This is a genomic window from Pinirhizobacter sp., assembly GCF_035317885.1.
Lineage (GTDB): Bacteria > Pseudomonadota > Gammaproteobacteria > Xanthomonadales > Rhodanobacteraceae > Pinirhizobacter.
Genome location: NZ_DATHFX010000256.1, coordinates 1 through 11,723 on the forward strand (window position 1 = coordinate 1; position 11,723 = coordinate 11,723).

Genomic DNA, 11,723 nt, shown 5'->3' on the forward strand with positions numbered 1-11,723 from the left:
ACATTGCTCCCATGAGCACGCACACGCTGATCCTGTTCGCCCTGACCGTCCTGCCCCTCATCTGCACCCCGGGGCCCGACATGCTTTTCATCGCATCACAGGCCATCGCCGGCTCCGCCGCGACAGGGCTACGGGCCACGACCGGTGTTTGCACCGGCTACCTGGTTCATTCGCTGCTGGTCGCCGTCGGACTGGCCGCGGTGATCACCGCTTCGCCCTTCGTGTTCGCGATGCTCCGATGGGCAGCGTGGCGTACCTCGCCTTCCTCGCCCTGCAGTTGCTGCGCTCGGCCTTCACGCCAGGACCATCGCATATCACCGGGCAGCGCGAACCCTCGCCCTTCCGGCGAGGGTTCCTGACCGCTGCTCTCAACCCTAAAGGCATGCTGATCTACTTCGCCATCCTTCCGCAGTTCATGCAGCACGATGGGTCGATCGCACTGCAAGCCATCATGCTCTCGGCCATCTTCATCGGCCTTTGCGGCCTCGTTTACGCCTTACTTTCCTTCGTGTTGGCCGCCACCGGAAGCCGCGGCTCGATCAGTGATCGGCGACGGCGTTGGGTGGAAGGCGTCTCCGGCGGCATGCTCGCCGTGGCGGCGACGCGGCTGGCCGGTAGCTAAGCTGCCCGCCTGGTTTGAGGTGTCGTCTCAGGCCACGGATTGGCCCAGGCAGGAATCTTCATCAAGCCATCGAGCCAGCGCACGATATTGGGATATTCACCCAGCGGCATTTCCGCTTCCCGCCAGTCCGTCGCCATCGCCGCCAGCTGGAAGTCGGCGATCGTGAGGCGATCGCAGGCAACGTAATCGCGTCCGGCCAGATGGTCGTCGAGGATCTTAGCCAGGGTAAGCAGTCCGGGAATTTCTTCCTTCAGGGCATCGCGATCGGGCGCCCCAAGGTGGAACTGCGGCTTGATGATGTGCTCGAAGTAGAAATTCCCCACCGAACGCATCCAGTGCGTGTCGTTCCAGCTGATCCAGCGCATCACTTCCACCTGTTCGGCCAGGTTCGTGGCCGGCCACATGTCCGACCCCACCTTGTTGCACAGGTGGATCATGATCGCGGGCGATTCCCACAAGACGAAGTCCCCATCCACCATCGTCGGGGCCTTGCGGTTGGGGTTGAGGGCGGCATACGCGGGCGTCTTCAAGCCGCCTGCCAGGGCGTCGACGTGCTCAAACTCAGCCTCGATGCCCAGATGCCGCGCCAGGGCCACCACCTTGCGCGGGGCCTGAGCCTTGATCCAGTAGATCTTCATGCGCTTCTCCGTTGACGGGTGTGAACCACCCTTGGAGCGCGAGGATACGCAGCCGCAAAATATGTTAAAGAACATATTTTGAAGGGTGCTATACCTGCATGACGGAGGTTCGCAACCATGCCCTACAGTCGTGAGCACAAGGCGCGTACGCGCGAGCGCATCGTGGAATCCGCGCGGCGGTTATTCAACCAGTTCGGCTTCGAACAGGTCACCCTCGACCAGATCATGTCAGGGGCCGGGCTTACACGCGGCGCGTTCTATAACCACTTCGACAGCAAGGACGAGCTCTACGCCGCGGCCGTGGCAAGCTTCGTCACCTGCAACCCCTTCGCAGTGAAAACCGCCGAGGCCGCGAACGCCATCAAGGATCCACGGCGCATGGCCCGCATGCTGGTGGACCTTTACCTGAGCGACGAGGTACTGGACAACATCGACATGCATTGTCCGCTGTACGCCCTGCCTGCCGATGTCGCCCGCGCCGGCCTTGAGCCCCAGCAGGCCTACACCGACCTGATCCGCGGCATGAGCCACATCTATCGATCGGCACTCAAGGGCGTTCGCGATGCCGAACGGCGTGCCCAGGCCATGGTGTCGCTATGCGTAGGCGGCATGGTGCTTGCCCGCACCACCAACGATCCCGGCTTGCGCCGGTCGCTGAGGAAGTCTGCCAGGAGCCAGGCACTCGCCTTGCTGGATGTTCCCCAATGTGCCACTGCCCCTACACTCGATGCGCAATATTGACTCTGACCCCATAGGGGGTTTTAACGTCAGCCGTTGCGGGCGAGTTCGACAAATTGCCGCGGAGTGCAGTCGTACTCGCGGCGGAAAACGGCATACATGTACTGCAGCGAGGTAAACCCGCAGCGCACGGCGACGTCGGCGAGCGGGATGGATGCGTCCGATAGCATGCCGCGGGCCATGGCCAGCTTGTGGTCCAGGATGGTCTGGTGGACGGTCTGCTTCAGCTCGCGCTTGAAGTGTTCTTCGAGCAACGTGCGCGAGATGCCGACGTAGTCGGCGACCTGTTCGGTCTTGATGCCTAGGCAGGCGTACTGGCGGATGTAGTGGCGCGCGCGCATCACGTGGGCGCTCTTCATCGGCTGGTGCTGGCTGGAGGCCTGCACGTTGATGCCTACCGGCGGCACCAGCACGCGCGTGGTACTGCAGTCGCCGCCATGGAGCATCTGGTGCAAAACCTGTGCTGCCGTGCGGCCCATTTCCTCCGCGCCCTGGATCACCGAGGTGAGCGAAATGCGGCTGAGCAACTGGGCCATCGGGTCGTTGTCGATGCCCACCACCGCCACTTCACCCGGCACGGCCACATCGGCCACCACGCAGGCCTGCAGCAGCTGGCGGGCCCGCGCATCGGTGACGGCGATGATGCCGATGGGCCGTGGCAGGGAGGTCACCCATTCGACCAGGTCTTCCTGGGCGCGGCCCCAGCCGCCGGCACTGGTCGGCGAACCGCGGTACACCGTGCCCGACAGGCCGTCGGAGGACACCATGCTGCCGAACGCAGCTTCGCGCTCCTGCGCCCAACGGTTGCCGGGCACGGGCGGAAGCCCGTAAAAGGCGAAGCGCTGCAGTCCCTGTTCGATCAGGTGATCGTAGGCCACGCGTACCAGGCGGGCATTGTCCGTGGCCACGTAGGGAACGTTCGCCGGATAGTGGCTGTCATCGGCATACGAGCCGCCGACGGCAACCACGGGCACCGACAGGCTCGCCAGGGTTTCGGCCACCACCGGGTCGTCGAAGTCAGCGATGATGCCGTCGCCAGCCCAGCGATGGATGCCCAGCGTGCGGCAGCGGAAGTCCTCTTCCATGAAGAGGTCCCACTGCACGCGCGTGGATTTGAGGTACTCGCCGATGCCGGCGATCACCTGGCGGTCGTAGACCTTGTTGGCGTTGAACAGCAGCGCGATTCGGTGCGGATTCATGACGCGTTTCCCCGATGGCTACTGCAAGCTAACAAAACCACCGCGGAAACACATGACGCGGCGCGACAGCAAAAATGTTTAACTGGTTGGTGGATTTCGCAATTGCGCGCCATCCTCGCCGGTCGGCAGCATCCTCGGCCATCGCTTGAGAGGATGTCCGATGACCTATTTCCACACGATCACGCCCGTTCGCTACGAAGGCCCCGGGGCCAGCACACCCCTGGCTTTCCGCCATTACGAGGCCGGTCGGAAAGTGCTGGGCAAGACCATGGCCGAGCACCTGCGCATGGCCGCCTGCTATTGGCACAGCTTCGTCTGGCCCGGTACGGACATGTTCGGCGCAGGCACATTCGCCCGCCCCTGGCAGCAGCCGGGTGATGCCATGGCCCAGGCACGGCTGAAGGCCGATGCCGCCTTCGACTTCTTTGCCCGGCTGGGCGTGCCCTTCTATACCTTCCACGACACCGATGTCGCGCCGGAAGGGGCGAACCTTGCGCAATACCACGCCCATGTCGGCGCCATGGTGGACGTGCTGGGCCAGAAGCAGGAAGAAACCGGCGTCAGGCTGCTGTGGGGCACGGCCAATCTGTTCAGCCATCCCCGCTATGCCGCCGGCGCCGCCAGTAGCCCGCAGCCGGAGGTGTTCGCCTATGCCGCAAGCCAGGTGCGCATGGCGATGGATGCCACGCGCAAACTTGGCGGTGCCAACTACGTGCTGTGGGGCGGCCGCGAGGGCTACGACACCCTGCTCAACACCGATCTCAAACGCGAGCGCGCCCAGCTGGGCCGGTTCTTCCAGATGGTGGTGGAACACAAGCACCGCACGGGGTTCGGCGGGGCGCTGCTGATCGAGCCGAAGCCGCAGGAGCCGACCAAGCACCAGTACGACTACGACACCGCCACGGTTTACGGTTTCCTCAAGGACTTTGGCCTTGAGAAGGAAGTCCGGGTCAACCTTGAAGCCAACCATGCCACCCTGGCCGGACACTCCTTCCACCACGAGGTAGCCACGGCGATTGCGCTGGGAATATTCGGCAGCATCGACGCCAACCGCGGCGACCCGCAGAATGGCTGGGACACCGACCAGTTCCCCAATTCCGTGGAGGAACTCACCCTGGTGATGTACGAAATCCTGCGCGCCGGCGGCTTCACCAGCGGCGGCTTCAACTTCGACACCAAGGTGCGCCGCCAGAGCAGCGCGCCGGAAGATCTCTTCCACGGCCATGTGGGCGCGATGGATGCCCTGGCCATGGCGCTGGAGCGGGCCGCGGCGATGGTGCAGGACGATGCCTTGGCCGCCTTCAAGGCCGGCCGTTACGCCGGTTGGGATGGCCCACTGGGACGCCGCATCCTCGGCGGGGAATTTACCCTCGAGTCCCTGGCCGACGAAGCCAGCCGCGCGGACTTCCGCCCCGAGCACGTTTCGGGCCAGCAGGAATGGCTGGAGAACCTCGTCAATCGATACGTCTACCGATGAAGCGGGCGTTGTACCTGGGCATTGACCTGGGCACGTCCTCGGTGAAGGTCGTGCTGATGGCCGGCGGCGGCGATGTGGTCGCCACGGCCAGCAAACCACTGACGTTAAGTCATCCGGCGCCGCGGTGGTCCGAACAGGATCCGGAAGACTGGTGGCAGGCCACGCTGTCAGCCGTAGACGAAGTGCTGTCAGTAGCCGACAGCGCGTTCCATTCCCCGCGGCGTGTGCACGCGATCGGACTTTCCGGACAGATGCACGGCGCCGTGTTGCTCGACCGCCATGGCGAAGTGATCCGCCCGGCGATCCTCTGGAACGACGGCCGCAGTGACGCTGAATGCGTGGAGCTGGAGCATGTGGAGGGCTTTCGCCAGGTCACCGGCAACCTGGCCATGCCTGGCTTCACCGCACCCAAGCTGCTGTGGGTGCGGCGACACGAACCGGCGGGCTTCGCCCGCATCCATAAGGTGCTGCTGCCAAAGGACTACCTGCGTTTCCGCCTGACGGGCGAGTTCGCCACCGATGTCTCCGACGCCGCGGGCACGCTGTGGCTGGACGTGGCCAGGCGCCAGTGGAGCCCGGCCATGCTAGCGGCCACGGGCCTGGATACACGCCACATGCCCACCGTGCATGAAGGCACCGATATCACCGGCTCGCTCAAGCCGGAACTGGCCGAGCGGTGGGGTATGAACAACGTCCCCGTAGCCGCCGGCGGCGGCGACAACGCCGCCGGTGCCGTGGGCGCCGGCATCGTCAGCCCCGGCCAGGCCATGTTGTCGCTGGGCACATCGGGTGTCTATTTCGCCGTCGCCGATGGCTTCCACGCGCGACCCGCACAAGCCGTGCACAGCTTCTGCCACGCCCTGCCCGGCACCTGGCACCTGATGTCCGTCATGCTTGGCGCGGCAAGCTGCCTGGATTTCACTGCAAGGATCACCGGCCAGGCGAATGTCGCGGCCCTCCTGGCCGACGCCGAGTGCTCCATGCCGCGCGCCGACGGGCCGTTCTTCCTCCCCTACCTTTCCGGCGAGCGCACGCCGCACAACGACGTACATGCCCGCGGGGCGTTCACGGGGCTTGCCACCGATACCACGCGCCAGGACCTGGCCTATGCCACGCTCGAGGGCGTCGGCCTTGGCCTGGCTGATGGCGTCCAGGCCGTGGAAGCGGCGGGCATCGTCGCCTCCGAGATCGTTGCTATCGGTGGTGGCTCGCGAAGCCGCTTCTGGATCCAGATGATCGCCGACATCCTTGGGCGACCGGTGAGCCTGCGCGCCGGCGGTGAGGTCGGCCCGGCCCTGGGTGCGGCGCGGCTGGCGCAGCTGGCCAGCGAAAACGGCGCCACTTTGGCAACTATCTGCCCGTTGCCGCCGCTGCTTGCCGTCGCCGAGCCGCACGCCGCCCGTCACAGTTATTACGTCGAGCATCGACAGCCGGTCTTCCGGGCGCTCTATCGGCAGCTCAAACCCGTATATTCGGATACCCGCTCCGCCAGGGATGACGGCGCAGCGCAATACTCGGTTAAAGGAGCAAATACAGCATGAAGAAAGGTTTCGTTCGCTCACTGTGCGCCCTGGGCGTAGTCGTCGTCAGCGCCGCACTGACACCGCAAGCCCATGCCAGCAAGGACAAACCCGTCATCGGTTTTTCCATCGACGACCTTCGCCTGGAACGCTGGTCGCGTGACCGCGACTACTTCGTCGCCGCTGCCGAGAAGCTTGGCGCCAAGGTCTATGTGCAATCCGCCGATGCCAGTGAGGAACGCCAGGTCGCGCAGATCGAAAACCTGATCGCCCGGGGCGTGGATGTCCTGGTGATCGTGCCGATGAACTCCAAGGTACTGGGCAACGTCGTGGCCGAGGCGCACCGCAATGGTATCAAGGTGCTTTCCTACGATCGCCTGATCCTGGGCGCCGATGTCGATGCCTACATCTCGTTCGATAACGAGAAGGTGGGTGAGATGCAGGCGCAGGGTGTGCTGGACAAGGCGCCGAAGGGCAACTACTTCCTGCTCGGTGGCGCACCCACCGACAACAACGCCCACATGTACCGGGACGGCCAGATGAAGGCGCTGAAGCCCGCCATCGACCGCGGCGATGTGAAGATCGTCGGCCAGCAGTGGACGCCCGAGTGGGATCCCTCGCGCGCGCTGCGCATCGTTGAAGACGCCCTCACCGCCAACAAGAACGATATCCAGGGCATTGTCGCCTCCAACGACGCCATTGCCGGCGGCGCCATCCAGGCCCTGAACGCGCAGAAGCTCGCGGGCAAAGTGGCCGTGTCGGGCCAGGATGCCGACCTTGCCGCCGTCAAGCGCGTGATCGAGGGCACGCAGTCGATGACGGTGTACAAGCCGATCCGCCAGATCGCCTCCCAGGCAGCGTCCATGTCGGTGGACATGGCCAAGGGCACGACGGTGAACTTCACCAGCAAGCTCAACAACGGCAAGAAGGACGTCGACACGGTGCTATTGAAGCCCATCCTGCTTACGAAGCAGAACGTCGACACCGTGGTGCAGGACGGCTTTTACACGCATGTCCAGCTCTACGGCAAATAAGCCAGCGGCCGTGCAACCGATGTTCCGGATGCAGGGCATCGCCAAATCGTTCGGCGGTGTTCGCGCGCTCGACGGCGTGGACCTTGCCGTGCACCCGGGTGAGTGCCTGGGCCTGTGTGGCGAGAACGGCGCGGGCAAGTCCACCTTGATGAAGGTGCTTTCCGGTGTGTACCCGCATGGCACCTGGGAAGGCGAGATCGTCTTCGACGGCAAGCCGCTGCGCGCGCACGGCGTGCGTGACAGCGAGGCCGCAGGCATTGTCATTATCCACCAGGAATTGATGATGGTGCCGGCGATGTCGGTCGCCGAGAACATCTTCCTGGGGAACGAGCCACGCCGCTTCGGCGGCTGCGTGGATGCCCGGGCGATGCACCGTCACGCCGGCGAACTCTTGGCGGAGCTCGGGCTTGCCGATGTCAACGTCGAGCTGCCCGTGGCGCACTTCGGCGGCGGCCACCAGCAGTTGTTCGAGATCGCCCGCGCGCTGGCCAAGCGGGCCCGCCTGATCATCTTCGATGAACCCACATCGTCGTTGAGCGGCCACGAGGTGGAGGTATTGCTTGGCATCATCGAGGGGTTGAAGCGCCGCGGCGTGGCATGCGTCTACATCTCGCACAAACTCGACGAAGTGACGCGTGTCTGCGACACCATCAGCGTGTTGCGTGACGGCCGGCATGTGGCTACCGCGCCGATGGCATCGATGAGTACCGACGACATCATCGAGAAGATGGTCGGACGCAAGATGCAGAGCCTGTTCCCGCGTACGCCGCATGCGATCGGTGAGGTTGTCTTCGAGGCGCTGGGCGTCACCGCGTTCGATCCGGTCGATGCCAGCCGCAAGCGCGTGGATGACGTGTCGTTCCAGGTACGGCGGGGCGAGATCCTGGGCGTTGCCGGCCTGGTCGGTGCCGGGCGGACGGAACTGCTTTCGTCGATCTTCGGCACCTGGAAAGGCATACACCGCGGCCAGGTGCGACTAGACGGGAAAGTGCTGCGCGTCCGTTCGCCGCGCGACGCCATCCGCGCCGGCCTTTGCCTGCTGCCTGAAGACCGCAAGCGCCACGGCATCGTGCCGCTGATGGCGGTGGCCGACAACATCACCCTGGCCACGCTCGGCGCCTTCGCCCATGCCGGCCGCATCGATGCCGATGCGGAACTCACCGCCGCCCAGGCGTCCATCGACCGCCTGCGCATCAAGACAGCCAGCCCCGCGCTACCGATCGTGAACCTCTCCGGCGGCAACCAGCAAAAGGCCGTGCTGGCCCGGTTGTTGATGGCAAAGCCGCGTGTGTTGTTCCTTGACGAACCCACGCGCGGCGTGGACGTCGGGGCCCGCGTGGATATCTATCAACTCATCAACGAACTGGCGGCGCAAGGCGTGGCCATCGTGATGGTGTCGTCGGAACTGAACGAGGTGCTGGGCGTGAGCGACCGCGTGCTTGTGATGGGCGAAGGCCGCTTGCGCGGCGACTTCGCCATCGATGGCCTCACCTCCGAACGCGTACTGGCCGCAGCCCTGGGGCCGGCCATGGCCGACCACTGAATGGAACTTTAGATGTCATTCGAGCTTTTCCAGCGCCTGTTCACCCGCTATAAGCTGCTCGCCCTGGCGTTGTCGGTGGTAGCGATCTGGCTGTTCTTCCAGCACTTCACCGACGGCGCCTTCATTTCCGCCAGGAACCTCTCCAACCTGCTGCGCCAGATGTCGATCACCGGCTTGCTGGCCTGCGGCATGGTGCTGGTGATCATCTCAGGCGAGATCGACCTTTCCGTGGGGTCGTTGCTGGGCCTGCTCGGCGGCGCGGTGGCGGTGCTGACAGTGAACATGGGGTGGCACACGTGGCCGGCCATCCTTGCGGTGATGGCCCTGGGTGTGGCGATCGGCCTGGTCAATGGCACGCTGGTCACCACCTTGCGGATTCCCTCCTTCATCGTGGGCCTGGGCGGCATGCTGGCGTTCCGCGGCATGCTGCAGGGCGTAACCCATAGCACCACCATCAGCGACGTCCCTGAAGACCTGGTATTCCTGGGCCAGGGTTACGTGCCACCGGGGCTGTCCACCGCCGTGGGCGTGGCGATCGTGGTGTTGCTGGTGGTGCTGGCCGTGCTGCGCCGGCGGCGGCGCGCGCGACTGGCGTTGCCGCTACCTTCGCCCGTCGGTGAGTCGCTGAAGGTGCTGGTGATCGCCGGCGTCATCGCCGGCTTCCTGTATACGCTCAACGGCTACGGCGGCGTGCCGTTGCCGGTGATGATCCTGCTTGCGTTGCTTGCGATATTCACCTTCCTGGGAACGCAGACGGTGCTCGGCCGGCATATCTATGCCGTGGGCGGCAACGCCGAGGCGACCCGGCTGGCCGGCGTGAACGTGACCGCAGTGAAACTTGCCGTGTTCGGCCTGATGGGCTTGATGTGCGCCTTCGCCGGCATCATCAATACCGCGCGCCTGGCCGCCGGCTCGCCCTCGGCGGGTGTGAACGGCGAACTCGATGCCATCGCCGCGTGCTTCATCGGTGGCGCTTCGATGCGCGGCGGGTCAGGCACCGTGCATGGTGCACTGCTCGGTGCGCTGGTGATGGCAAGCCTGGACAACGGCATGTCGATGATGGACGTGGAAAGCTACTGGCAGTACATCGTCAAGGGGGCGATCCTGGTGATCGCCGTGGGCATCGATGTGTGGAGTGGCTCGTCCCGCGACTGAACCCACCCCCATCCCGCCGCCCGGCCGGGGCGGTCTCGGGCGCATTTCACGCAGGTCGCGTACCGCAGGCGCGCATCAGGGTCGTTCGGCCTATAATTTGTAGTCTTGTACTCATGCCACGGCCTAACGCCCCGATGCTCAGAAGCGACCAAGTCCTTGTAACTGTTGGCACGGCCTGCACGATGTCGGCTGTCGGCTCCACCGAAACCTACCAGGCGCGGGTGGTCAAATCCCCCGATTTCATCGCCATGGCAGCTTTCGACGCGGGCCTGGTGTCCTTCGACGACCCGGTCAGGGGCGTGGCCGGCGGCCTTACCTGGACGTCGGGCGAACAGGCGGGCCAGCCGGCGACGCTTGAAGCCATCGAGGCCGCTCACGGGCCCAGCTTGCGCGCCAACATGGGCATCCGGCATATCGCGGATGTTCGCGAACTGGCGCCGCGCGCCGTGACCGACATTGCCGCCGCCCTGCCCCACGATCTTGAAACGGTCGGCCTGCGCCGACTGTCGGGCACGCACTATGACGACATACGCGGCTCGGGTCTGCGCGACATGTACGGCCTGTTCCAGGACGATCCGCTGCTAGCACCCTCGCTGCAGTCACAGTTGTTCGTCTATGGCGCACTCGGCGCACTGGCGGGTCTGCCGGCGCCGCTGTCATCGCTGGTAGAGAATCCGTTCTCCTTCCGCGTGGTCTCGGCCACCGCCTTCGGCGGCATGGACTCGCTCGGCCAATGGTTGCGCCCGGACGCACCCCTGCCCGAAGGCGGCTTCCCCAAGGACACCTTTGCCGTGCGTCTGGCGCAGTCGCTGGGCTCGCACGGCCCGGCGCTGGTCTCGACCATGCTGGCACCGGCGTACAGCATCAGCCGCACGCTGAAGCGCCCTGAACTGCGCGAATCCCTGCATTCGAAGGATGTCGGCTACATGCGCGTGCCGCAGTCGCCGATGACGGCCGTCGGCGCCTGCGCGTCGAGTCTGATCGCCCTGTGCGACGTGGCCCCGCAGCTGCTGTTCGATTACCCCGGCTTCCAGAAGCCGAAGATGGCCTTGCTGACGGCCGCCGATGCTGCCCTGCAGCCACGCTTCGGCATCCTGGAAGCCTTCGGCGGCGGCGCGCTGATGACCGGCGAGAAACTCGCCGCGAAGAATGCCGCGCACGCCGACGGCAACGATCGCTCGGTGCACGACAGCCTGGCCCCGTTCGACGTCGATGCCGACGGCACGGTGGTCGGCCACGGCGGCTCGGGCCTGCTGGTGACCACGCTGGACTTCGCCCTGCGCAACCAGCTGGACATCACCTCCATCGTGGTCGGTTGGGGACAAAGCGGCGAAGCCGGTGGCAAGGCGCATTTCGCCGGTGTCGGTTTCGGCGGCGAAAACGCCCTGGTGCAGGCGATGGACATGGCCTACCTCGGCCACGGCTACGGCGTGGACCAGTTCGGTTACCTTGCCGCGCACGCTACGGGCACGCGGACCAATTCCAAGACCGACCTCGCCACAGCGCATGCAGGCCTGGCGGGCGCCGCGCAACGGCAGAAATACAGCGGCGAATTGCCGAGGGTGGTCGTCGGCACGCCCAAGGCCGTCGGCGATGGCCACACCATGGGCGAGACGGGGCTGAAGGCACTGTCGCAGGCCGTGCAGTATGTCCTGGGCCGGGCAGCCCCCGGCGTACCCACCTTGCGCCGGCTGGACCCCGATCTTGAATCCATCGCCACGCACTTCATCCTGGAAGTCGAACCGTCCCCCGGCAACTCGGACGGCGGCGCCCTGTGCGTCACCCAGGGTTTCGGTG

Annotated in this window: 9 protein-coding genes and 1 pseudogene; 8 read left to right on the forward strand and 2 right to left on the reverse strand. The window is 65.3% G+C overall.

Features of this window, described 5'->3' with window-relative positions:
- Positions 1–80: 80 nt before the first annotated feature.
- A pseudogene (locus VK519_RS08295) lies at positions 81–622 on the forward strand (LysE family translocator).
- On the opposite strand, the gene VK519_RS08300 reads toward VK519_RS08295, so the two are convergent.
- A complete protein-coding gene (locus tag VK519_RS08300) occupies positions 619–1,260 on the reverse strand; it encodes a glutathione S-transferase family protein (RefSeq protein WP_324348930.1) in 642 nt (213 codons plus the stop codon). The pseudogene VK519_RS08295 and the gene VK519_RS08300 overlap by 4 nt on opposite strands.
- 117 nt (positions 1,261–1,377) lie before the next feature.
- On the opposite strand from VK519_RS08300, the gene VK519_RS08305 reads away from it, so the two are divergent.
- Positions 1,378–2,001: a TetR/AcrR family transcriptional regulator gene (locus VK519_RS08305; protein WP_324348932.1), complete on the forward strand. Its 624-nt coding sequence runs from the start codon at positions 1,378–1,380 to the stop codon at positions 1,999–2,001.
- A gap of 26 nt (positions 2,002–2,027) precedes the next feature.
- Here VK519_RS08305 and VK519_RS08310 read toward each other — a convergent pair whose 3' ends face one another.
- On the reverse strand, positions 2,028–3,197 hold the full coding sequence (locus tag VK519_RS08310; RefSeq protein ID WP_324348934.1) for a XylR family transcriptional regulator: 1,170 nt from the start codon (positions 3,195–3,197) through the stop codon (positions 2,028–2,030).
- A gap of 160 nt (positions 3,198–3,357) precedes the next feature.
- Here VK519_RS08310 and xylA point away from each other — a divergent pair, with 160 nt between their 5' ends.
- The 6 genes from xylA to VK519_RS08340 form a co-directional block, all read left to right on the forward strand.
- On the forward strand, positions 3,358–4,674 hold the full coding sequence (gene xylA / locus VK519_RS08315) for a xylose isomerase (RefSeq protein ID WP_324348935.1): 1,317 nt from the start codon (positions 3,358–3,360) through the stop codon (positions 4,672–4,674).
- Positions 4,671–6,215, forward strand: a complete 1,545-nt coding sequence (gene xylB / locus VK519_RS08320; RefSeq protein WP_345785968.1) for a xylulokinase — start codon at positions 4,671–4,673, stop codon at positions 6,213–6,215. Before xylA ends, xylB begins: the two co-directional genes overlap by 4 nt.
- Positions 6,212–7,228, forward strand: a complete 1,017-nt coding sequence (gene xylF / locus VK519_RS08325; protein WP_324348936.1) for a D-xylose ABC transporter substrate-binding protein — start codon at positions 6,212–6,214, stop codon at positions 7,226–7,228. Before xylB ends, xylF begins: the two co-directional genes overlap by 4 nt.
- 19 nt (positions 7,229–7,247) lie before the next feature.
- Positions 7,248–8,771, forward strand: a complete 1,524-nt coding sequence (locus tag VK519_RS08330) for a xylose ABC transporter ATP-binding protein (protein WP_324348944.1) — start codon at positions 7,248–7,250, stop codon at positions 8,769–8,771.
- A 12-nt stretch (positions 8,772–8,783) separates the two neighbouring features.
- Positions 8,784–9,926, forward strand: coding sequence for a sugar ABC transporter permease (locus VK519_RS08335; protein WP_324348938.1), 1,143 nt, complete (start codon positions 8,784–8,786; stop codon positions 9,924–9,926).
- Between the two features lie 182 nt (positions 9,927–10,108).
- A partial coding sequence (locus VK519_RS08340) for a beta-ketoacyl-[acyl-carrier-protein] synthase family protein (RefSeq protein ID WP_324348940.1) occupies positions 10,109–11,723 on the forward strand: 1,615 nt, incomplete at its 3' end.

Coding starts and splice junctions, on each gene's coding strand:
- VK519_RS08330 (WP_324348944.1), top strand. CDS start 7,248: ATGTTCCGGATGCAGGGCATCGCCAAATCGTTCGGCGGTGTTCGCGCG.
- xylB (WP_345785968.1), top strand. CDS start 4,671: ATGAAGCGGGCGTTGTACCTGGGCATTGACCTGGGCACGTCCTCGGTG.
- xylA (WP_324348935.1), top strand. CDS start 3,358: ATGACCTATTTCCACACGATCACGCCCGTTCGCTACGAAGGCCCCGGG.
- xylF (WP_324348936.1), top strand. CDS start 6,212: ATGAAGAAAGGTTTCGTTCGCTCACTGTGCGCCCTGGGCGTAGTCGTC.
- VK519_RS08305 (WP_324348932.1), top strand. CDS start 1,378: ATGCCCTACAGTCGTGAGCACAAGGCGCGTACGCGCGAGCGCATCGTG.
- VK519_RS08335 (WP_324348938.1), top strand. CDS start 8,784: ATGTCATTCGAGCTTTTCCAGCGCCTGTTCACCCGCTATAAGCTGCTC.
- VK519_RS08300 (WP_324348930.1), bottom strand. CDS start 1,260: ATGAAGATCTACTGGATCAAGGCTCAGGCCCCGCGCAAGGTGGTGGCC.
- VK519_RS08310 (WP_324348934.1), bottom strand. CDS start 3,197: ATGAATCCGCACCGAATCGCGCTGCTGTTCAACGCCAACAAGGTCTAC.